The organism is Ruegeria sp. BB10, from assembly GCF_056535725.1.
The window spans coordinates 2,668,649-2,690,522 of the sequence record NZ_JBQFIW010000001.1 but is presented as its reverse complement, the minus strand read 5'-3'; the positions used below and the strand labels follow the sequence as shown (position 1 = coordinate 2,690,522).

Below are 21,874 nucleotides of genomic sequence, written 5' to 3'. Positions count from 1 at the left end.
CTGGCGATGACACCGCTCATCGACGTGATCTTTCTGTTGCTGCTGTTTTTCATGCTGACCTCGACCTTTTCCAAATATGGCGAGATCGAGCTGAGCGCTGCCACAGCGGGCAACCCGACCGCGGACACACCTCAAGATCGCGCCTTTGTGCAGCTGGGAGAAGAAAGGCTGGTTCTGAACGGTACTCCGGTCACGCTTGCGGACCTGACCACACAGGTGACGACCGGGCAGGTGCTGGTCAGTTTGGACCCTGACACGACGGCGCAGCGGCTGGTGGACCTGCTGGTTTTGCTGCGCGGGCGCGAGGGCCTCAGCGTTCTGGTGCTGGAATGATCCGTCCTGGCCGCCCCCGCCGCAAACGCGACTCGACCATTGCGCTGATCAATGTCGTGTTCCTGATGCTGATCTTCTTTTTGATCGCGGGAACGGTGGCCACGCCGCTGGACCCTGATCTGAATCTGGTCGACACGTCCGAGTTGGAAGGCCGCGAACCGCCCGACGCATTGGTGTTGCACCGGAACGGAACGCTCAGCTTTCGCGGCGCGCCGATGGACCCCGAAACCTATATGACAGGGCGCGACCCCGGACCGGTACGCATCGTCCCGGATCGCGAGGCGCCGGGCGCTCGGCTGATGGAAGTGACGGCTGAACTGCGGCGATTGGGCGCCGTATCCGTGTTTGTCGTGACCGAAAAGGCGCTGGAATGATCCGGGGGTCGGTGGTCATTGCGGTTCTGGCCGCGCTTCTGTCGCTGCTGCTGCATCTGACGGGGCTAAGCCTGACCGCACCCAGACTGACCGGACAATCAGGTGACACTGATACACCCGACAGGGTTGAACTGGGCAACAGTTTCGAAGATCTGGTTGAAGCCGTCGCTGAACCTGTTGAACCCGAACCGGAGGAAACGCCTGAACCTCCGGTCGAAGACCCGCCCGAACCTGCCGAGATTCCAACCAGCGAAGTGCATGTGGCCTCGGACGATCCCCAACAAACCTTTGCGCCCGATACGGGCACCTCAGAAGTGTTGCAGCCCGTTTCCCCCGAACCGGTCGAGTCAGAAGCCCCCGAACCCCAAGAGACCACGGATGGCGACCAGAGCGCCAGTGACGAGGTGGAAGAAACTCCGGACGTAGAAACTGCCGAGGTTGTCGAAGCCCCAGAAAGCAACCCCGAGGTGACCGAGCCGATTACTGAGGCCGCGGCACCTGAACCGGTTGAGGCCGAGCAGCTTGCCGCGCTGCCGGACCCGTCGGAAGACGTATTGCCATCAGTTGCGCCGGATATCCCCACCGAAAGCGAGGCGGTCGAGCCCGATATTCCCGCAGCCCAAGCCGAATCCGCACCGCAGGCAGAGGAAAGCAGCGAAGGATCAGAGCTGGCTGTGGCCTCTTCGATCCGCCCACAACTGCCGGATCGTCGCCCACAGTCTGAACCGCGGGACGTGTTGCGTAGCGTGCGGGATTTCAGCAACCTTCGGTATCCATCGCGCGAAATTGAATCCCCCCTGACCACATACGCGCGCCGGGGTGTCGACAGGTTTACTTCGGGCAATAGCGGCAGGCGCTCAGGCGGGCGAGGGCCCGGAAATTCTGACCGGACGAATTATGCCGGAGAGGTTCTGGTTCACCTGAACCGCGCGCCGATCGTCTATACAGCGGCGCGGGGCTTTGCGAGGGTGTTTTTCGTGATCAAGCCGGACGGAACCCTGGATTATGTCGAAGTGGTGGATACCAACGGCACACCGGATCTTGAACGGGCAGCCAAGGCACAGGTGGCAGCGGCCTCACCCTTTCCGAAACCGCCCGGAGGTGTCAGCCGGTCGCTGTCATTTGTCTATTACGGCAACTGATCTGCCGAAGAGCTTGGCAGGCTGAGCAGGTATATTCGAAAGCGTTGGATTTTACCGATCAGCGTGGCCGAAAGGCGTTGGCATGAGTATCGAAAACACCATTTACGGCTATTGGGCCAGTCTCTCTAAATTAAAGTGGTCGCGGCCTTTTTCTGCGATCAACTTTTTGTAACGGCTTCTGGAAGCTATGCTAATTATCTAAAAATAAACAATAAAAATTAGTTTATCTGATTTCACCTGTGCAAAGTTGCAACGCAAGCCGAGGGCAAGACGTTCGAATGTCCGGGGGCCCTGTTGAGCATGCCCGCGATTTGTTCGACTAGGCGCTCAGCCACACTTTGTAGCCAAACTCCACTCACTCTCATGGACTTATCATGAAACAACTTCTTTTTGCGTCGACCGCAACAATTGCAACCGCAGGCATCGCAGCGGCCGAATCCGGCATCAACCTCAGCGGCTATGGCCGTTTTGGTATTGGTTACCTTGAGGACCGTCAGAACACGACACTGACCACCACCACAGCCAATGGTACGGTAAACCAATTCACGGCAGATTCTGACGAGGCCATCCTGATCTCACGTTTCCGTCTGAATATTGACGGTTTCACGGAAACTGACGGTGGCGTTCGGTTTGAAGGTCGTGTTCGTCTGCAGGCCGACGAAGACTCCGACACTGGTGAGGCCAACAACGCCGGTCTGAACGGCGCGCGGTTCTCTGTTATCTATGGTGGCTTACGTGTTGACGCCGGCAACGTGGCCGGTTCATTCGACAACCTGGATGACTATTTCGGCACCGAGCCCGGCTTGGAAGAGTTTCTGGGTCAGTATTCGGGCGTGAACTACTCGTTCCTCGAGTATGAATCGACCGGTTCGGGCGACAATGCCGTGTTCTTCCAGTACACCGTCGGTGATTTTGCTGTTTCGGCGTCCTACGACCAGAACACCATCTTTGCAAACAATGGCACTGGCTCAACCACGGACCGTGACCGCTGGGACGTAAGTGCGGCTTATACTATCAACAACATCACCGCCTCGCTGGTTTATGGTGAAACCGATGAAGGTGATGGTGTCGAAAAGGAAAGCCTGACCGTCTTCACTTTGGGTGCCGAATTCAATGACTTCTACGGAACGCTGTTCCTGGCGGACGACGATGTGGCCGATGATGATGAAAACGGCACTGCTTACGGTTTCTCGGTCGCCTATAACCTGGGTGCAGCGACCACGTTGCAGCTGGTCTATGGTGACGGATCGGCCGATAATGACACGCGCAACATCGGTGTGGGCGCCATCTATGATCTGGGTGCGGGCGCTTCACTGCGTGGTGCCGTTGGCGAAGTTAAAGACGGTGACGACGACGGCCGGATTCAGGCCGACTTTGGTGTCTGGTTCAACTTCTAAAGTGACCTGATTGACCTAGATTCAAGGGCGGGCCTTTAGGTTCGCCCTTTTCGGTGGCCTACTGTTTTTCAAAGAACAGGATGACCTCGCCCAGCCGTACGCCATATCGCGAAACATAGGCGCGGTTCAGCAGACGATCATCGCTTAGCAGCCACATCCAGTCGTCAAAGTTGACCCGCATGGTGCCGTCTTTGATCGGCAGATCGATCTTGTATGTCCAGTTGAAGGTATCACCACGCTCGACCCCGCTGGCAGCGCCTAGAACGCCAGGCGCAGTTCCGGTCCAGGTGTCCTGACCGGTTTTGATTAGGGTCCAGATGCGTTGTTCGGTGGCGCCGTCGTCATAGACGAAATCCTCGATCAGGGTCAGGGTTTCACCATCCCAAGTGCCTTGGATATCCACCGTAAATCGGCGGGGGACATTGCCCAGAACATCCTGAAACTGACCATAGGCGACGGTTTTGCCTTCAAAGAACTCCTCAAGGTTCAACTGCCGGTCGGACAGAAAGCTTTTAGGTACGCGCGGCTTGGCGGAACAGGCGGTCAGCGCGGCAAGCCCCGCGATGGCAAGGGCCGCGATCAGGATGCGGCGGGGCGTCATTGCAAGGTCCTCGTTTCTACCGCGGTGTCATAGCCATTTGAACCGCTGACATGCGCAGCTTTAGCTTCGGGCGCGGGGCGCATGGTGGCGACCAGTTCAGCGACCTTGATGCCGAATTTGCGCATCTCGGACCGGTTCATGATCACACCGTTCTCGGTCAGGTACATCCAATCGGTGACGTCCAGTGTGTGCCCGCCCGCGTCTTGGGGCAGGATGATCCGATAAGTCAGCTTCACGGTCGATCCCGAAACTGTGCCGTGACCCTCACCGACGATATCATCTGCCGTCGCGGTAAACGTGTTGCCCGTGCCCAGCGTCAGATGCCATTTGCGGACCATCTTCTTGCCGTTGGAATAGGTGAAATACTCGGTCAGCGTGCCGGTGTTGCCATCCCATTTCCCCACCATACGGGCGACAAAGCTGTTCGACATCTTCCCATTGGGGCCATAGATCAGCCCTTCGGACAGGATTTCGCCGTTCAGGACTCCTTTCATTTTAAAGGCAGGCCCGGTGCCGCTGTAATCGGCAGGGGATTGCGAGCGAAAGCTTAGGAACCGGCGCTGAGCTGCGACCAGAACAAGGATGGCAAGCAGTAGGATAGCTACGATAGTCATTTGGCTGAGACCTCAGAAGGCAACGTCAGGAGCAGCCCGAACGCGCCGAGTTTCAGGATGCAGGGCAGCACGGCATAGGCGAGGGTGAGCGTCCGCAACGCCTCGGCCGAGTTTGCCTGTCCTGGGGTGAACCCGCTGCGTTCCAGCAGCGGCAGAGTGAAAAAGGCAGCGAGCGCGAGGCCCAGCTTGCCAGCGAATGACCAGATGCCAAATGCGGCGGATGCGTTCAGCCCCGCCCGCGTCAGCGCGACTGAGAACATCGCGGGTAGCACCACCATATCCGCCCCCAGTGCCGCGCCCGAAGCCAGGCAGATTGCGGCGAACCCGGTCAGATTACCGGCGGACAACAAAGCTGCGCCAACAAATCCCGCGATCGACAGGGGCATGGCGATGATCAGTGTTCGTTTCGGGCCAATCCGATTAGCCAGCTTTGCCCAAAGCGGAACGCTGGCCCCGGCGCTGAGGAAGAACAGGATCAGCAGTGGTCCGGCTTTTCCCGGCAATTGCAGGCGATCTTCGACAAAGAACAAAAACAGGGTCGAAGTGATGGCAACTGGCAGGCTGTTGACCAGCGCCAGCAGCAGCAAGCGCAGCGCACCAGCTTGTGCGAGCCCATTGAACGACAGGCCGTCGCCAGTAATCGGGGGTCGGCGCCAGATTGGGATCGTCAGGGTCAGGGTGAAGATCGCGATCAGGCCCAGAAACAGGCCAAAGGCGGGATAGCCCTGCGCGCTGGCTCCGAATCCTACGAAGAAGGCTGGGGCGCTGGCTGCAAGGATGACGCCTGTCAACTGCCCGCCTTCGCGCCATGCGGCCAATCTTATCAACTCTTTCGGCTCTGGCTGTATGGCAAGCGTCGCGCTGCGACCGTAAAGCAGGATGGTGCCTAAGCTGTAGGCTGAGAATAGTAGAATTAAAACAGAGACTAATAAGGCAATATTTGTTCCTGGCGGCAGTCCAAACAGCATTGGAAACCCGATCGCCAAACCAATCGCAGCGGTCGCAGCAAACAGCAGTTGCGCGTTTGGCCAGCGGTCTATGGCCCAACCAATCAGCGGATCCTGCACCAGATCGATTAACCGGATCACCAGCAGAACGGTGCCGATCACACCCAACCCGATACCAAGATTGACGGCAGCAAATCGCGGCAGATGGATATATAGCGGTATCCCCGCCGCAGCGAGCATCAGCGCATACAGACTGACACGCGGGTACAGCATCATCCGCCCTTCAATTGTCGGGTGAAACTGCCCGATCGGGTGTTGTCGCCCAGAAAAATGGACATAAAGGCGCTTTTGGCGCCGGGATAGGACAGGGTACAGGTCTTTTGGCCGTTTCGCCAAAATCCAACTTTGTTCGGGCCTTCCGAAATTGCAGTATAGTTGTCGCCCTTGCTAACCGCCTGAAAACACTTCTGTAACTGGGCCTGCGTCGGGGCAGGGTTTCCTTGTCGAGCCATCTCATCCAACGTCGATTCAACCAGTGCTTTCTGTTTCAGGGATTTGCGATAGGTCAGCTGCAATGCAAAGTCCTGCGTCCAATTGAGCGTGCTGCCTTGCGGCGTATACAGCTTGGCTTCGTAGATTGGCATGCCCAAAAACCGGAAGGTTGCGCTGCCTCTGAGTTGCGCATCAGTCAGCGTCTGGGTGATCGGTGACGCGGCCAACCCGCCCGGGGCCAGCACGATCACAGAAAACAGTGCAGCGCGGCAGGTATCAGAGATCAGCCGATGCAGGGATGGCCGGGTCTTGTGCAGGAATGCCATTGTCAGCTCCGAGTGTGTGCGGGGTGCCGTTAAGGCGCTCAACAACATGCATCGCGCTGGCAATCCCGTCTTCGTGAAAGCCATGCCGGTTGTAAGCCCCGGCAAACCAGGTTCGGTTCTGTCCCTGCATCTCGCGGATTTTTCCCTGAGCTTTCAGGGCCGCTTTGTCGAACACCGGATGGGCAAACTCGACCTTGTCATAGATTTTACCCGCGGGAATTTCCGAAGATGCGTTCAGCGTCACAAACAGCGGATCGCTGTCTGGAATATTCTGCAGTCGGTTCATCCAGTAAGTCACGCCAACATTCCCCGCTTGCGAACGGTAGGTCCAGCTGGACCAGCACGCGCGACGGCGGGGCATCTGGCTTGGGTCGCAATGCAGGATAGCCGTGTTCGGTTGGTAACGAATAGAGCCTAACGCAGCTCTTTCCGCATCTGTTGCAGTCTCGCCCAGAATGGCAAGGGACTGATCGGAATGGGTGGCCAATATGATTTCGTCGAACAGATCAACCTGACCCTGGCTCTGGACAGTCACACCGGCATCGCCGCGTTGAATATGCTCAACCGGGCAGGCCAGACGGATTTCACAACCGCGCTCACGTAACGCGGCATCGATGCGGCGGACATATTCGATGCTGCCGCCCTTGACAGTGTACCATTGATGCTGATTGGCGCGACCACTGGCCAGCAGGGCATGGTTGCGGAAGAATTGTACCAGCGAGCGGGCCGGGAACTGATCCACAAACTCCACCGGAGTGGACCAGATCGCGCCACACATCGGCATCAGGTAATTGTGGCGGAACCAATGGCCCAGGCGCAGTTGATCGACCAGCTCTCCGATCGTGGTGTCATCGTCACGTGCGGCTTCTGGGGCTTCTTTGCCAAAGCGCAGGATGTCCGCGATCATCTTATAATAGGCAGGCCGCGCGAGGTTGCGTTTCTGCGCCGTCAGGGTGCGCAGGTTGTTCAGACCGTATTCAATGCGGCCGTTGTCGATGGTGGCACCAAAGCTCATCTCGGATTTGATGACGGGCACGTTCAGCTCATCGAACAGGCGCGTCAGATAGGGGTAGGTGGCATAATTGAAGACGATGAAACCGGTATCGACAGGTTGGTCGCCGTTTTTGCCTGCCATGACGGTTCGGGCATGGCCGCCCAGTCGGGGTTCGGCCTCGAACACGGTCACATCGTTGTTTTTTGACAAATAGTAAGCGGCCGACAGACCTGAGATACCTGCACCTACTACCGCGATTTTCTTGCGTACGCCTCGGGTTTCGTCGAACATGCCATCCTCTTTGTGCGACATTTTACAATAGGATACGCAGGAAATGCCGGGGTGGATCAATCGGATTAGAAGTTTTTCGCAAAAGCACTATGTTGTCGCGTCTGGAGTTTTGATCCAGTGCGTCGCTCTGGCCGTAAAATCATAGACGCAACTGTATTGGCCAGGGCATGAGCAGCTTTGAAGGAAAAACCTATTGGATCGTTGGCGCCAGCGAAGGGCTGGGCCGGGCTTTGGCCGAGGCGCTGAGCCGTCAGGGCGCACATCTGATCCTGTCTGCCCGCAATACCGAGCGTCTGACCGAGATTTGTTCTGCCCTGCCAAATGCGCAAGCTGTTCCGTGCGACGTGACAGATTTGGACGCTGTACGTCGTGCCGCGGTCGAGGCCGGAGAGGTGGACGGGTTGGTCTATAACGCCGGAGCTTATGAACCGATGCGCTCTGCCGATTGGAATTCCGAGGCCGTGCTGGCGATGACGGATGTGAATTACACGGGTGCCCTGCGGGTTCTGGGTGAGGTTGTACGCAGGTTCGTACGCAGGGGGCGCGGGGATATCACGCTGATTGGGTCTTTGTCGGGGTATCGGGGTTTGCCTGCAGCGGTGGGGTATGCGGCCAGCAAGGCAGCACTTGTTTCGTTGGCCGAGACCATGCGGTTCGACCTGGCGGGCACAGGGGTGACGGTGCGCATCGTCAATCCGGGCTTTATCAAGACCCGCCTGACCGAGAAGAACACTTTTAAGATGCCGATGCTGATGACGCCCGAGGAGGCGGCAGATCGTGTGGTCAAAGCGATGTCACGTCGCCGATTCCGTACGGATTTTCCAGCACCATTTTCCTGGCTGGTGCGTCTGATCGACTATCTGCCTGATTGGCTGGTTTATCGTGGAAAATAGACTCTAACAAAACTGTCCCTGGCAAAACCATCCTGCCGACATGGTACCGCCATGGCCATAAAACAGCCACAGCCGCTCGCCCTGTTCGGTCACCACCACCCAGTAATCGCGCACGCCGCTGCGCCAGTTGGGATCGTCCAGCCACCATTCCGGCGCAATGCGTTCCGGGCCCGTGGCCTGCGCCAGTTGCCAGTCGCGCCCACGCCAGCGAAAGGCGCTGGGCACGTCCGGGGTTTCCGGCGCCATCACCGGTTCGGGTTGCCACATCTGCAAGGGGCGCGGGCGCGGAGGGGCAGGCCAGTCATGCGCCGGTTCCGACCAGGCTGCGGCCAGCGTCTGCGCCGTCTTCTCGGGGATATGTGAGGCCGCCGGGTGCCGCCGCGTGATCGCCTCCAGCCCCACGCGTGCGCCCAGCTTACCGATCAGGTCGTCGACGCCGGTGTTGCCTTCCAGCCGATCCCGTACGGCGCGACGGGCCTCGGCATGGCCCGCCATGGTGCGGGCGTGGATAGGCTCGGTCTGGACCGCCACAAGCCGCAACATGTCGATGCCATAGCCTGCATCAATCTTGTCGACTTTCATCTCTAACAACGGGCGAATGCGGTATTTGTCAAAGGTCGGACGGGCCAGACCGACTTCGACAATCTCAGCCGCCTGATCAGCGCGATGTGCCTCAAGCCGCAGGGTGCGAACGCCGCGGCCTTTCTCCTCCAGTTTTGCGCAAAGCGTGGGCAGTATCCGATCAATGGCGGCCATGACGTCTTCGATCAGACCGATTGGGTTGGGCAGGGTCATCCGCACCGCAAAGCGATGGGGCGGACGGGCGGGCGAGACCGGTTCGGGCGCGCTGCCCATGGCCTGATCCAGCCGCAGCACCAGACCCCGCCCGAACCGCCGCGCCAAACTGGCACGCGGCTGGCCCAACAGATCGCCGATCCGGCGCAGGCCCAGCCGGTTCAACTGCGCCACGGTCTGATCCTCCAACCGCAGCGCCGCGATGGGCAGGGGGCTGAGCGCGCCATAGGATTGTCCCGGCGCTGCAATCCGCGCGCCACCACCCAAGGCCATCACCTGCGGCGCGGCGCCACCTTTGGTCCAGTGCCGCCGTTTGGTGGCGCGGGCACGGGTGGCACGGGCCTCTTGGCTGATGGCGTCGCCGTTGCGGTCGGACGTGACTTCTTGCCCGGCGTATCGCGCCAACGCCCAGGCCGCGCCCAGCGTGTCGGCGATGCCCATCTGTACGCTCAGGCCCATATCGGCGCAGTCGACCTCAAGTACGCTCAGCAACGCCTCTTCGCCGCCGAACAGATGGGCGCAGCCCGACAGGTCGACAATCAGCCCGTCCGGTGATTCTTCGGCTACCCAGGGGCTGAATTTGCCTGCCCAGCGGCGCAAAGCGGTTAGAAACGCGGTCTCGGCGGGGGTATTGCGAGGGCGCGTCACAAGATTCGCGCACATGGCATGGGCATCGCGCACCGGCTGACCCACGCGCAACCCGGCGGCCTGAGCCTGTGCATTCAGCGAGGTGACAACCTGCATGTTCGCCTGCTCGGCCACCACGGCCAAAGGCCCATCCTGCAGGCCCCGCGCAGCGCGGACCAGCCGTTCAGCCCCCAGACGGGGAAACCAGAGTGAGAGTATTCGTCGTTTGGGCATCGGCAGACATCAAAATGTTCCCATTTTGTTCTTACCGTAGAATCATGCCCCGAGTCCACGCCTACCCGCAGGTCAGACGCTGAATGATCCCGGCGTCATTGACGAACACGTTCAACCGGTCGATGCGGTAATCCTGCGTGGCCAAATCATCCGGCCCTAACACACGCGCGCGTTCAGGCAGCTGGCCCTGAATGGTCGAAACCGGCTGACCAATGGAATCGCCAAAGGGTTCACCCTCGCAAAAGGCCAGATCGACCGGTGCGGCTTCGGGTGCAAGGCGGGCGTCTTCCGGTGCGGGTGGCGTTTCGGCACAAGCGGCCAGCAAGATCAAAATCGGAATAAATCGGCGCATTGGCGTTCCTCTTTGCGGCAATGTCGTTTCTGCAATATCAAATCATTAGCCGATCTGTCACCAAAGCGCAGTTGAAAACCCTCTGCGATTGACGCAGGGTCGGGGCAAAGAAGACAGGGAGACAACGATATGCGTACCCGTGCCGCCGTCGCCGTTCAGGCCGGCAAACCCTTGGAAGTGATGGAAGTAAACCTCGAAGGCCCCAAAGCGGGCGAGGTTCTGGTGGAAATCAAGGCCACCGGCATTTGCCACACCGATGAATTCACCCTGTCGGGTGCTGACCCCGAAGGGCTGTTCCCCGCCATTCTGGGCCACGAAGGCGCGGGCGTGGTGGTCGAGGTCGGCCCGGGAGTGACCAGCCTGAAGCCGGGCGATCACGTGATCCCGCTCTACACCCCGGAATGTCGCGAATGCGAATACTGTCTGCACCCCAAGACTAACCTGTGTCAGGCGATCCGCGAAACCCAAGGTAAGGGCCTCATGCCCGATGGCACCTCGCGCTTTTCGACGCTGGATGGCGATCCGATCCTGCACTACATGGGTTGCTCGACCTTCGCTAACCACACGGTCCTGCCCGAGATCGCGCTGGCCAAGGTGCGTGAAGACGCTCCGTTCGACAAGATCTGTTACATCGGCTGCGGCGTGACGACCGGTATTGGCGCGGTGATCAACACCGCCAAGGTCGAGATTGGTAGCCGCGCCATCGTGTTCGGTCTGGGAGGCATTGGTCTGAACGTGATCCAGGGCCTGCGTCTGGCCGGAGCGGATCAGATCGTTGGTGTCGACCTGAACCCTTCAAAAGTGGAAATGGCCACCAAGTTTGGCATGACCGATTTCGTGAACCCCAAAGAGGTCGAGGGCGATCTGGTCCCCTATCTGGTCAACCTGACCAAGGGCGGCGCGGACTATACTTTTGACGCCACCGGCAATGTCGGCGTAATGCGCGCGGCGCTGGAATCGGCGCATAAGGGCTGGGGTGAATCGATCATCATCGGTGTGGCACCTGCGGGGGCCGAAATCTCGACCCGCCCCTTCCAGCTGGTCACAGGCCGATCGTGGCGCGGCACCGCCTTTGGCGGCGCGCGGGGCCGGACCGATGTGCCCAAGATCGTTGATTGGTACATGGACGGGAAGATCGAGATTGACCCGATGATCACCCACACCATGGGCCTGGACGACATCAACCACGGGTTTGACCTGATGCATAAGGGCGAAAGCATCCGCTCGGTTGTGGTTTACTAAGCCTCTAGCTCCGAGAAATTTGCCTGCGGCGCGCTGATTGGCGCGCCGTATTCATTCACCCGGACGCGACGCACCCGTATCCGACCGCGGTGATCGCACCCGCAGAACCGGAGTGTTGGCGGATGCATTTGCCCGGCTCTCACGCCAAACCACAAACACGCCGGATGCAATGATGATGCTGGCTCCGACGGCGACCCAAGCGTCGGGTTTTTCGCCGAAGAAGATCATGCCAAACAGCGTGGCCCAGATGATCTGGCTGTATTGGCTGGGCGCAATGACACCGGCGGGCGCGGCGCGGTAGGCAAGGATGATCAGGTGCTGGGCGATGACCGAGAACACGCCGACCAGCGCCATCATTGCCAGATGCAGCAGCGAGGGCGGCAGATACACGGCGGGTTGGGCAAGGCTCATCGCTGCAATGGCTAACAGCATCGGGTATAAGATCAATACGGCCGAGCGTTCCTCATTCCCGATCTTGCGCACCAGAACGGATGCAAAGGCGCTGCAGAACGCGGCCGTCAGGGCGGCGAGGTGGCCCAATGTGATATCGGTCGCGCCAGGACGCAGGACGATCAGCACGCCGATCAGGCCGACGCCGACAGCAGCCCAGCGTTGGGCGCGCACGACCTCTCCCAATATCGGAATCGACAGGACGGTGACGATCAGCGGAAAGGAAAACAGCAGCGAGTAGACCTCAGCCAGCGGCAGAACCGAAAAGGAATAGAAAGCACAGACCATGGACGAAACCATCAAGGCTGAGCGAAGCAGTACCAGCCAAGGGTGATGGGGCAGGAAGTTCCCGGTTGTCCGGTCGGTCAGGATTGTCACCGCCATCGGCACGAAGGAAAACAGCGTGGCGAAAAAGATGATCTGCATCACCGAATAGGTCCCGCCCAGCACTTTGATCAGTGCGTCATGACTCGCAAAAACTGCAAAGCCTGCAAACGCATAGCCAAGACCCCGGAGGGTAGTGTTTTGAGTGCTCATGAGTCTGGCCTCGGGTGATGTGCGGTGTTTAGGGCGGCACGGAGTGATCTCGGGCTGTCTATTCGCGCTGCATAAACCCATTTTGCAGAGTCTGATAGCCCCTATTTTACCGCTAACATGTCAAAGCCGGTATGATATCCGATCATCGCAGGATCGGTGGCGCGTCCTTAGGCTGACGGGCAGACTGAACACCCGCTTTCATCCCCACACCGATACGACGCGCCAAGGCGACCCAGGGAATGGCGGTTTCCGGTGGCAGCATCCGGGTGGCGACCTCTTCGAACAGATCCAGCCAATGGGCGAAGAATTCGGGTTTTACATCGGGCCGCTCGATATGAACCCGCTGTGGATTGCCGTCATAGCTACGCTCGAACAGGATGGCGTTGCGCCAGAAGGCGGCAATTTTTTCCTCATGCGCGGGCCAGTCATCGACATGTCGGTCGAAGATTGGCCCCAGCACTTTGTCTTCCCGGACGCGAGCATAGAAGGCGCTGACCTGCGCGTTGATTTGCTCGGGCGTCGCGGGGAATCGCGGGGGCATGGTTGGTCTGGACATGCGTGATCTCGGGGTTTCGATTCTGTTCGCGGTCAATAGCCGGTTCAGGGGTTACGCTACAGGGGTGGTTTTGTCGCGCTGGTCCGGTGTCAGAATATGCCGCAGCAGGGCCACCGGATGCGCCTTGAGGCTGAGACGGGTGGCCACATAATCCTCGACCACCTGTTCGCCCAGCGTCATCTGGGGCAGATAGGCTTCGGGCTCGTCCAGCGCCTCGCCTTCCAGATTCTGTGAGAACAGCGGTAGAGGTTTGGCGGTGGCAATCGCCTTGGCTTGCCACAGCGCCTCGCGCCGGGTCAGGTCGCAGGCGGCGAAGGCATCGGCTTCGGCCAGCCGTTCGATCACCGACGGCCCCAGCCCGGCACGACGCCAAACATCGTCGACCTGGGTGTAGCCGTTGCCGCGCGCGGCGGTCAGCCAACTGGCGTCTTCCTCGCTGAGGCCTTTGATCTGGCGAAACCCCAGCCGCAGGGCCAGCCCGCCATGACCGTCGGGTTCCATCACATTGTCCCAGAAACTGGCATTGATGCAGACCGGGCGCACCTGAACCCCATGTTCGCGTGCATCCCGCACGATCTGAGCAGGCGCATAGAACCCCATCGGTTGCGAGTTCAGCAGCGCGCACGCGAAAATCCCCGGGTGATGGCATTTGATCCAGGCCGAGGCATAGACCAACAGCGCAAAGCTGGCCGCGTGGCTTTCGGGAAAACCGTAAGAGCCGAAGCCTTCGATCTGAGAAAAACAGCGCTCGGCAAAGTCGTCGTCATAGCTGTTGCGCTTCATGCCGCGCAGGAACAGCGCACGGAATTCGCTGACATTGCCATGTTTCTTGAAGGTTGCCAGCGACCGGCGCAGGCGGTCGGCCTGTTCCGGGGTAAACCCGGCACCGACAATGGCGATCTGCATTGCCTGTTCCTGAAACAACGGAACGCCCAGCGTTTTCCCCAGCACCTCGCCCAACGCGTCCGAGGGGAAGCTGACCTCCTCTTCTCCGTTGCGGCGGCGGATATAGGGGTGGACCATGTCGCCTTGGATGGGGCCGGGGCGGATGATGGCGACCTCGATCACCAGATCATAGAAATTGCGGGGCCGCATCCGGGGCAGAAAGTTCATCTGCGCACGTGATTCTACCTGAAACACGCCGATACTGTCTGCCTTGCACAGCATGTCATAAACCATTGGGTCCTCGGGCGGCAGGGTGGCCAGCGTATAGCTGGTCTGGTGGTGTTGGCCGATCAGGTCGAACGCCTTGCGGATGCAGGTGAGCATTCCGAGGCTGAGGACATCGACCTTGAGGATACCCAGAGAGTCGATGTCGTCCTTATCCCAGCAGATGACCGTGCGGTCCTCCATCGTGGCGTTTTCGATGGGGACCAGCTCGTCCAAACGCCCCTCGGTGATGATGAAACCGCCGACATGTTGCGAAAGGTGGCGGGGAAAGCCGTTGATCTCATAGACCAGCATTAGAGTCTGTTTTAGGCGGCGATCCTCGGGGTCGAGACCGATTTCGCGCATGCGTTCAGCCTCGAGCCCGGCGGCAGAGAAAAAGCCCCAGAGTTGTGAGGATAAGGCTGAAATGGTGTCTTCTGTCAGGCCCATCGCCCGTCCGACCTCACGAATGGCGCGTTTGCCGCGATAGTGGATCACGGTGGCGCAGAGACCCGCACGGTGGCGGCCATAGCGGTCGTAGATGTGCTGGATCACCTCTTCACGCCGTTCATGTTCGAAATCGACGTCGATATCGGGGGGCTCATCGCGGGCCTCGGACACGAAGCGTTCAAAGACCATGGTGCCCATCTCGGGGCTGACTTCGGTGATGCCAAGGCAGAAGCAGACCACCGAGTTGGCCGCCGAGCCCCGCCCCTGGCACAGGATACCGCGCGAGCGGGCGAAATGGACGATGTCGCGGACGGTCAGGAAATAGGGCTCGTATTTCAGCTTACCGATCAGGGTCAGTTCATGCGCCAGCATCTTTTGCGCCTTTTCCGACGCGCCCGCCGGATAGCGCCATTTTAAACCCTCATGCGCCAGGCGGTGCAGGCGTTGGGTCGGGGTTTCCTGATCGCTGCCCTCGCTGGGATATTCATAGCGCAGCTCGTCCAGAGAAAAGGTTAGCTGTTCGCTGAGTTGATGGGCGCGGGTGACCGCGCCTTCGTGGCCTTTGAATATCCGCAGCATCTCGGCCTCAGACCGCAGGCGCTGTTCCCCGTTGGCCAGCGCCTCGCGACCGAGCTCATCGACTTTGCGGCGTAGGCGGATGGCGGTCACCACATCGGCCAGCTTGCGACGGGTGCCGTGATGCATCAGCGGTGTGCCACTGGCTAGGGTGGGAATGCCGAGTTGCTTTGATTCAGTCTCTAATAAAGAGAAATAGACAGTATCTGCGCCATCATACCGGGGGTGCATCAACAGATGCATCCGTCCGGCAAAGCGGCGCGTCAGCTGTTGCGCCTGTGTCCGCCATCCGTTCGCGCCGCCCGGAGACGGTGTCGCCTGTGGCCAGAGCAGCAGGTGGAGACCGTCGGAAAACTCCAGCAGATCGGACAGCTGTAGAATGCAGTCGCCCTTTTCGGCGCGCAGGCGGCCAGCCGACAGGATACGGCACAGGTTGGCCCAGCCCTGCCGGTTCAGGGGGAGGGCGGTGACGGTGGGCGCGTCGGTAAAGATCAGCCGCGCCGCTGGGATCAGGCGCGGCACCGCGTGGATGGGGTAAGAGGGCGGTTTGGGGATGTGATCGGGGCAAGGTGGGCCGATAGAGGTGTTCTGCGCTTCCCACTCCAGCCGTTCACGTACCTTGCGGGCGATTTCGCGCGCTTGGGTATGGGCGCGGACGATTCCGGCGACCGAATTGTCATCGGCAATCGCGATGGCCGGTAGGCCAAGGGTGACGGCACGCTCCATATATTCCTCGGGATGTGAAGCCCCGGTGAGAAAGGTGAAATTCGACGTGATCGACAGTTCGGCATACATGGCGATTCCATATTATATTCACGTTTTGTTCTTTTTCGAGTCCTTTGCGCAGAAAACGGGTCGATTGGGATTTTCCGGGTGGGCATGATTGGGCAAAAGGAGACGCAAAATGTTCAAGATCACCGCATTGGCAACCGACGAAGTGCGCGCCCTTCAGGCTGGTCACCCGGATGCTTATGGTGCCACGCCAGAGCGCGCGACATCCACAGGCACAGGCAATCCATGCCGCCATTGCCTGCAGAATATTCCTGAGGGCGAAGAGATGCTAATATTGGCGCACCGGCCTTTTCTAGAGACACATCCTTACGCGGAAACGGGTCCGATATTTCTATGCGCTGCACAGTGTGAGCGGTACGAGGGGAAAGGGCTGCCTGAAATTCTGACCACGTCACCCGACTATCTGATCAAGGGCTACGGAACCGATGACCGAATCGTCTATGGCACCGGAGCGATCACAGCCACAGACCAGATTGCCACTGCGGTCAGGGATATCTTTGCCCGCCCCGATGTGAGCTATATCCACGTCCGATCCGCGCGAAACAATTGCTACCAGGCCCGAATCGACCGGGTCTAAAGCTTGACCCGGTGCATGCCCCGGCGCGGCTGATCCTGATCGTCCGCCGGGGTTTCATTCGCGCGGGATGAGGTGAGGGCGAGGAAGACATCCTCGAGATCCGCTTCTTCGGTACGAACATCGCGGATGCGAATGCCGGCAGAGCGTACGGATTCCAGAACCTGTTCGGCGCTGGTCTGGGCGCTGCGATAGCTCAATACCAGGGTGCCATCGTCTCGCAAAGCGGCTTCGACGCCTTCGGTTGTGGGAAGATTCACAATCGGGCTGTCCGGAGCAATCACCATGGTGCGGCTGTCCACCCGGCCCAGCAGGTTGGCGGTGCTGTCCTGCGCGATCATTTCGCCGTGGTTGATGATGGCGATCTCGTCGCACATTTCCTGTGCTTCTTCCAGATAATGCGTGGTCAGGATGATGGTCATGCCCTGTTCATTCAGCTTGCGCACATTGGCCCACAGCATCTGACGCAGTTCGATATCCACGCCCGCCGTCGGTTCATCCAGCACAAGGATCTTAGGATGATGCACCAGCGCCTTGGCCAACAGCAGCCGCCGCCGCATCCCACCTGAGAGCGTTCGCGCATAGGCCTCGGCCTTGTCGCTGAGGCCAACCAGCTCCAGAATCTCATAGCTGCGGCGCTGTGCTTTGGGCACGCCGTAAAGGCCAGCCTGCACCTCAAGCGCACCGCGCGGTGTGAAGAACGGGTCGAGGTTCAGTTCCTGCGGCATCACCCCAATGGAAGCACGGGACTGGCGTGGGTTCTGGTCCTGATCGTAGCCCCAGATCGATACATGGCCCGAGGTTTTCACCACCAGCCCGGCCAGGATGTTGATCAGGGTCGATTTTCCGGCCCCGTTCGGCCCCAGCAGGCCAAAGACTGACCCTCGTGGAACGGTCAGGTCGATGCCTTTCAATGCGCTCTTCTCGGGCTGGCCCTTGCCGCCACGATAGGTTTTGCGCAGCCCTTCGATCCTGATTGCCGCATCGGCCATGTGACCCTTGCCCCCGGTTTGCTCATCGCTCATAAACGCACCTAATGCATGCCCGCGAGGCCGACAACCGAAGAAGGATCGCCAGCCGTGACAATCGAAGCGCCGGAAACCAAGATCGTCGAAACCGCCCGTGTCGCCTGTGACGGCGGCGAAGGCGCATTGGGCCATCCGCGCGTCTGGCTGCAAATCCCCGAGGATATCGGTTGGGTCGAGTGTCCGTACTGCGATTGCAAATATGTGCTGTCCGGCAGCCAGGCACAAAGCTGACAGAGTGGCAGGTGCCGCGCGAAACGGAGGCCGGATGCCATATGCAGTGCAGCTTTTGCGGCTATCGGATCAGGAGCCTCTGGCAAAAGGCGGCCACAGAAATGTGTATGCCTACCCGGATCAGCCCGCGCTTTTGATCAAGGTGACACGGCCCCGTACACGCCGGAACCGCTCGTTCTCTAAACGGTTGGTGCGGCGGATTTTGCCGGACACCGCCTTTCGCAACGCCTTGAAAGAGATCGAATGTGAGATGAAAGCCGCGCTGAAAAGCGGTGAGGAAATCGCGCAGCTGCCATTGGCACGGTCGTTCGGCGTTGTGCAGACAGATGTCGGGCCGGGGGTTGTGGTTGAACGGATTCAATCCAGCGATGGCCAGCTTGCGAACCATCTTTTGTCGATGTGCCGACAGCAGGGGCTGAGCGATCAGATGCTGGGTGACCTCAACCGTTTTGTGAAAAAGTTGTTCGAACTGCAGATTGTGGGCCGTGACATCCACGCGGAAAACATCGTCTACGGGTTGCGCGGTCAGACCCGGATGTTTCTTCTGATCGATGGGTATGGTGAGCGTAACCTTGTTCCCTTGCGGTCACTGAGTCGTCGTTTGAATGATCGGTCCCTAAACAAGCAGATGCAGCAAATCGCAGATCGTACAGGGCTGGTCTGGGATAAGGCGCGCAGGGTATTCAACCTCGGCTAAGCAAGCGGATCCGCAGTTTGTTTGTCTTCTGCGCTGGTCACCTGCACGGCCCTGTGGCAGAACCGTTCCCAACCAGAACGGAGCGCGTACATGAGCAATTTCGGAAAAGGATGCCATCTGCATCTGATCGACGGATCAGCTTTTATTTTTCGGGCCTATCACGCGCTGCCCCCACTGACGCGGAAATCCGACGGGTTGCCGATTGGCGCTGTGTCTGGGTTCTGCAACATGCTGCAGAAATATGTCGAAGGAAACGCCGGGCCGGACGCGCCGACCCATGTGGCCGTGATTTTCGACAAGGGATCGCACACCTTCCGCAATGACCTGTATGACCAGTACAAGGCCAACCGCGAGGCGATGCCCGAAGATCTGCGCCCGCAGATGCCGCTGACGCGCGAGGCGACGCAGGCGTTCAACATCGCTTGCAAAGAGTTGGAGGGCTATGAAGCCGACGACATCATCGCGACCCTCGCCGTGCAGGCGCGCGATGCCGGCGGACGGGTGACAATCGTTAGCTCGGACAAGGATCTGATGCAGTTGGTCGGCGGCGGCGTGGAAATGCTGGACGCGATGAAGAACAAGCGCATCGACCGCGATGGGGTGTTCGAAAAGTTCGGTGTTGGGCCGGAACGGGTGGTCGACGTACAGGCGCTGGCAGGTGACAGCGTCGATAACGTGCCGGGCGCGCCTGGGATCGGGATCAAGACGGCGGCGCTGCTGATTAATGAATATGGTGATCTGGAAACCCTGTTGGACCGCGCCGAAGAGATCAAACAGCCTAAGCGCCGTCAGACGCTGATCGAAAAGCGCGATCAGATCGAGCTGTCGAAAAAGTTGGTGCAGTTGGACGAACAGACGCCGCTGGATTTCACCCTTGATGATCTTGAGGTGAAAGACCCCGAACCGGACACTCTGCTGGGTTTTCTGGCCGAGATGGAGTTCCGCACCCTGACCAAGCGCATCGCCGACAAGTTGGGGGCCGAGGCCCCGGTAATCGCCGATGCGCCCGCAACTGCGGTCGAAGAGGCCGAGGCTGAGGCCGTCCCCTTTGATGCGTCGAAATACGAATGCGTACGCGATGCCGGGGCGCTGCAAAAGTGGATTGATCAGGCATATGAGCGTGGCTGGGTCGCGGTGGACACCGAAACCACCGGTCTGAATGAGATGATCGCTGAACTGGTCGGCATTTCGCTTTGCGTTGAGGCGGGCGAGGCCTGCTATGTCCCGTTGATTCACCGCGAAAGCGCAACAGATGATCTGTTCGGGTCGGATGCGTTGGCCGAGGGGCAGATGCCGCTGGATGAGGCTCTGAACCTGCTGAAACCGATGTTCGAAGACCCGTCGATCCTGAAAATCGGGCAGAACATGAAATATGATGCCAAGATTTTTAAGCGGTACGGCGTCGACGTGGCACCGATCGATGACACCATGCTGATGTCCTATGCGATGCATGGGGGCGAGCACGGACATGGTATGGATACCCTGTCCGAGCGGTATCTGAGCCACACGCCGATCCCGATCAAACCATTGCTGGGCTCGGGCAAGTCGGCGATCACTTTCGACAAGGTTCCGATTGATCAAGCTACGGCTTACGCTGCCGAGGATGCGGATATCACTCTGCGCCTGTGGAAACTGTTCAAGCCGCAACTGCATCAGGTGCAGGTGACCACAGTATATGAGACGCTCGAACGCCCACTGGTGCCAGTTCTGGCCGAGATGGAGATGCATGGCATCAAGGTCGACCGCGATGTGCTGAGCCGCATGTCCAACGCATTCGCGCAAAAAATGGCCGGGTTAGAGGCTGAAATCCATGAGCTGGCGGGTGAGAACTTCAACGTCGGCTCGCCCGCACAACTGGGTGAAATCCTGTTCGACAAGATGGGTCTGGAAGGCGGCAAAAAGGGCAAGACCGGTAAATATTCGACCGGGGCGGATATCTTGGAAGATCTGGCAACCGAGCATGAGTTGCCGCGCCGGGTGTTGGATTGGCGGCAGCTGTCCAAATTGAAATCGACCTACACCGACGCGCTGCAGACCCATATCAATCCGGATACGGGCCGGGTGCATACTTCTTATTCGATCACTGGGGCGAACACGGGGCGTTTGGCCTCGACCGATCCCAACCTGCAAAACATCCCGGTGCGCACGGAAGAAGGGCGGCGCATACGCGAGGCGTTCATTGCCGAGCCGGGCAATGTGCTGGTCAGTCTCGACTATAGCCAGATCGAATTGCGGATTCTGGCGCATATCGCCGATATTTCGGCTCTGAAACAAGCGTTTTCAGATGGTTTGGACATTCACGCTATGACCGCGTCCGAGATGTTTGATGTGCCGCTGGACGAGATGACGCCGGATATCCGCCGTCAGGCCAAGGCGATCAACTTTGGTGTGATCTATGGCATCTCGGGTTTTGGACTGGCGCGCAACCTGCGCATCCCACGAGCCGAGGCGCAGGGTTTCATCGACCGTTATTTCGAGCGGTTCCCCGGTATTCGCCGCTACATGGACGACACCGTCGCCTTTGCCAAAGAGCATGGTTACGTGCAGACGCTGTTTGGGCGCAAAATCCATACGCCCGAAATCAACGCCAAGGGACCGCATGCAGGATTTTCACGCCGGGCGGCGATCAATGCCCCAATTCAGGGCACAGCAGCGGATGTGATCCGGCGCGCAATGGTTCGAATGCCGGATGCGATCAATGGGTTACCCGCAAAGATGCTGTTGCAGGTGCATGACGAATTGCTGTTCGAAGTGGCTGAGGACGCGGTGGATCAGGTGATCGACGTGGCGCGCGATGTGATGGAAGGCGCCTCGAATCCGGCGGTAAAGTTGGATGTAAAGCTGAGCGTGGACGCGGGGCAAGGGGCCAACTGGGCCGAGGCGCACTAGCTGTTAAAAACAAGGGCGGCGCAGTTCATCAGGCCCGGCGGGCCCTCTTCACAGCGGGTCAGTCCTGTGGCCTGACCAGGCGGTTGACCAACCGTTGCACGGATGGGCCAAGCAGCAGGATGACGGTGAAGGCGATGGGCCAGCAAAAGGCCCAGGACGCTATCCAGTCGCTGAAGGTGCTGGGGCCAAACCCGATGGCTTTTACCGTCGCGATCCCTGTCACCAGACAGGACATGAGGCCCGACATGATCAGGCTGAACAAGGCGCGGGAAAAGCGGGCGGGGATCATTG

The 21,874-nt window shown here is 59.4% G+C and carries 22 protein-coding genes; 10 read left to right on the top strand and 12 right to left on the bottom strand.

All coding sequences use genetic code 11. The annotated features are described in order from the left end of the window. Positions 1–6 precede the first annotated feature (6 nt). The 4 genes from ACR3EP_RS13900 to ACR3EP_RS13885 all read left to right on the top strand — a co-directional run bounded on the left by ACR3EP_RS13900 (position 7) and on the right by ACR3EP_RS13885 (position 3,246). Entirely contained in the window at positions 7–333 is a 327-nt protein-coding gene (locus ACR3EP_RS13900; RefSeq protein ID WP_170349680.1) for a biopolymer transporter ExbD, read from the top strand. After that, a complete protein-coding gene (locus ACR3EP_RS13895) occupies positions 330–707 on the top strand; it encodes an ExbD/TolR family protein (protein ID WP_170515635.1) in 378 nt (125 codons plus the stop codon). The genes ACR3EP_RS13900 and ACR3EP_RS13895 overlap by 4 nt, the downstream gene beginning before the upstream one ends. Beyond that, complete coding sequence (locus tag ACR3EP_RS13890; RefSeq protein ID WP_226689059.1) at positions 704–1,849, top strand: TonB family protein; 1,146 nt, start codon at positions 704–706, stop codon at positions 1,847–1,849. The genes ACR3EP_RS13895 and ACR3EP_RS13890 overlap by 4 nt, the downstream gene beginning before the upstream one ends. Positions 1,850–2,223: 374 nt before the next feature. Continuing rightward, positions 2,224–3,246, top strand: a complete 1,023-nt coding sequence (locus ACR3EP_RS13885; RefSeq protein ID WP_480638372.1) for a porin — start codon at positions 2,224–2,226, stop codon at positions 3,244–3,246. Positions 3,247–3,304: 58 nt separating this feature from the next. Here the strand turns inward: ACR3EP_RS13885 and ACR3EP_RS13880 are convergent, their stop codons facing one another. Genes ACR3EP_RS13880 through ACR3EP_RS13860 form a run of 5 tightly spaced genes read right to left on the bottom strand, consistent with a single transcriptional unit; the run spans position 3,305 to position 7,511 of the window. Beyond that, a complete protein-coding gene (locus ACR3EP_RS13880) occupies positions 3,305–3,847 on the bottom strand; it encodes a DUF3833 domain-containing protein (RefSeq protein ID WP_170349684.1) in 543 nt (180 codons plus the stop codon). Beyond that, entirely contained in the window at positions 3,844–4,461 is a 618-nt protein-coding gene (locus ACR3EP_RS13875; protein WP_480638370.1) for a DUF3833 domain-containing protein, read from the bottom strand. Before ACR3EP_RS13875 ends, ACR3EP_RS13880 begins: the two co-directional genes overlap by 4 nt. After that, a complete protein-coding gene (locus ACR3EP_RS13870; protein ID WP_226689127.1) occupies positions 4,458–5,681 on the bottom strand; it encodes an MFS transporter in 1,224 nt (407 codons plus the stop codon). The genes ACR3EP_RS13875 and ACR3EP_RS13870 overlap by 4 nt, the downstream gene beginning before the upstream one ends. Beyond that, positions 5,681–6,226: a chalcone isomerase family protein gene (locus ACR3EP_RS13865; protein WP_226689062.1), complete on the bottom strand. Its 546-nt coding sequence runs from the start codon at positions 6,224–6,226 to the stop codon at positions 5,681–5,683. The genes ACR3EP_RS13870 and ACR3EP_RS13865 overlap by 1 nt, the downstream gene beginning before the upstream one ends. Further along, positions 6,177–7,511: an NAD(P)/FAD-dependent oxidoreductase gene (locus ACR3EP_RS13860; protein WP_480638368.1), complete on the bottom strand. Its 1,335-nt coding sequence runs from the start codon at positions 7,509–7,511 to the stop codon at positions 6,177–6,179. Before ACR3EP_RS13860 ends, ACR3EP_RS13865 begins: the two co-directional genes overlap by 50 nt. A 167-nt stretch (positions 7,512–7,678) precedes the next feature. Here ACR3EP_RS13860 and ACR3EP_RS13855 point away from each other — a divergent pair, with 167 nt between their 5' ends. Continuing rightward, positions 7,679–8,404 carry an SDR family NAD(P)-dependent oxidoreductase gene (locus ACR3EP_RS13855; RefSeq protein ID WP_170396700.1) on the top strand — a complete coding sequence of 242 codons (726 nt, stop codon included), beginning with the start codon at positions 7,679–7,681 and terminating at the stop codon, positions 8,402–8,404. Positions 8,405–8,407: 3 nt separating this feature from the next. On the opposite strand, the gene ACR3EP_RS13850 is transcribed toward ACR3EP_RS13855, so the two are convergent. Together ACR3EP_RS13850 and ACR3EP_RS13845 are read right to left on the bottom strand one after the other, a co-directional pair. Next, positions 8,408–10,060 carry a DUF6504 family protein gene (locus ACR3EP_RS13850; protein ID WP_480638366.1) on the bottom strand — a complete coding sequence of 551 codons (1,653 nt, stop codon included), beginning with the start codon at positions 10,058–10,060 and terminating at the stop codon, positions 8,408–8,410. 61 nt (positions 10,061–10,121) lie between these two features. Then, entirely contained in the window at positions 10,122–10,412 is a 291-nt protein-coding gene (locus ACR3EP_RS13845; protein ID WP_170349690.1) for an I78 family peptidase inhibitor, read from the bottom strand. Positions 10,413–10,541: 129 nt separating this feature from the next. Between ACR3EP_RS13845 and ACR3EP_RS13840 the strand changes: the two genes are divergently transcribed. Next, the gene (locus ACR3EP_RS13840; protein ID WP_425081306.1) at positions 10,542–11,654 is read left to right on the top strand and encodes an S-(hydroxymethyl)glutathione dehydrogenase/class III alcohol dehydrogenase; all 1,113 of its coding nucleotides are present in this window, start codon (positions 10,542–10,544) and stop codon (positions 11,652–11,654) included. A 51-nt stretch (positions 11,655–11,705) separates the two neighbouring features. Here the strand turns inward: ACR3EP_RS13840 and ACR3EP_RS13835 are convergent, their stop codons facing one another. From ACR3EP_RS13835 to ACR3EP_RS13825, 3 genes are all read right to left on the bottom strand, one after another. Then, on the bottom strand, positions 11,706–12,641 hold the full coding sequence (locus tag ACR3EP_RS13835) for a DMT family transporter (RefSeq protein WP_480638364.1): 936 nt from the start codon (positions 12,639–12,641) through the stop codon (positions 11,706–11,708). Positions 12,642–12,783: 142 nt separating this feature from the next. Continuing rightward, positions 12,784–13,197 (bottom strand): group III truncated hemoglobin, encoded by a 414-nt coding sequence (locus ACR3EP_RS13830; RefSeq protein ID WP_170349694.1) that lies wholly within the window; start codon positions 13,195–13,197, stop codon positions 12,784–12,786. Between the two features lie 51 nt (positions 13,198–13,248). After that, the gene (locus ACR3EP_RS13825) at positions 13,249–16,167 is read right to left on the bottom strand and encodes an error-prone DNA polymerase (RefSeq protein WP_480638363.1); all 2,919 of its coding nucleotides are present in this window, start codon (positions 16,165–16,167) and stop codon (positions 13,249–13,251) included. A gap of 109 nt (positions 16,168–16,276) precedes the next feature. Between ACR3EP_RS13825 and ACR3EP_RS13820 the strand changes: the two genes are divergently transcribed. Further along, positions 16,277–16,741, top strand: coding sequence for a DUF1203 domain-containing protein (locus tag ACR3EP_RS13820; RefSeq protein WP_170410922.1), 465 nt, complete (start codon positions 16,277–16,279; stop codon positions 16,739–16,741). Here the strand turns inward: ACR3EP_RS13820 and ACR3EP_RS13815 are convergent. After that, a complete protein-coding gene (locus ACR3EP_RS13815; RefSeq protein ID WP_480639029.1) occupies positions 16,738–17,730 on the bottom strand; it encodes an ABC transporter ATP-binding protein in 993 nt (330 codons plus the stop codon). The genes ACR3EP_RS13820 and ACR3EP_RS13815 overlap by 4 nt on opposite strands. An 87-nt stretch (positions 17,731–17,817) precedes the next feature. On the opposite strand from ACR3EP_RS13815, the gene ACR3EP_RS13810 reads away from it, so the two are divergent. From ACR3EP_RS13810 to polA, 3 genes are all read left to right on the top strand, one after another. Beyond that, positions 17,818–17,997, top strand: a complete 180-nt coding sequence (locus tag ACR3EP_RS13810; RefSeq protein WP_170396688.1) for a zinc-finger domain-containing protein — start codon at positions 17,818–17,820, stop codon at positions 17,995–17,997. Between the two features lie 34 nt (positions 17,998–18,031). Next, positions 18,032–18,694 (top strand): YrbL family protein, encoded by a 663-nt coding sequence (locus ACR3EP_RS13805; RefSeq protein WP_480638360.1) that lies wholly within the window; start codon positions 18,032–18,034, stop codon positions 18,692–18,694. A 90-nt stretch (positions 18,695–18,784) separates the two neighbouring features. Next, complete coding sequence (polA, locus tag ACR3EP_RS13800; RefSeq protein WP_480638359.1) at positions 18,785–21,583, top strand: DNA polymerase I; 2,799 nt, start codon at positions 18,785–18,787, stop codon at positions 21,581–21,583. 58 nt (positions 21,584–21,641) lie between these two features. Here the strand turns inward: polA and ACR3EP_RS13795 are convergent, their stop codons facing one another. Then, positions 21,642–21,872, bottom strand: a complete 231-nt coding sequence (locus ACR3EP_RS13795) for a DUF2798 domain-containing protein (RefSeq protein ID WP_170515669.1) — start codon at positions 21,870–21,872, stop codon at positions 21,642–21,644. Positions 21,873–21,874: the final 2 nt, after the last annotated feature.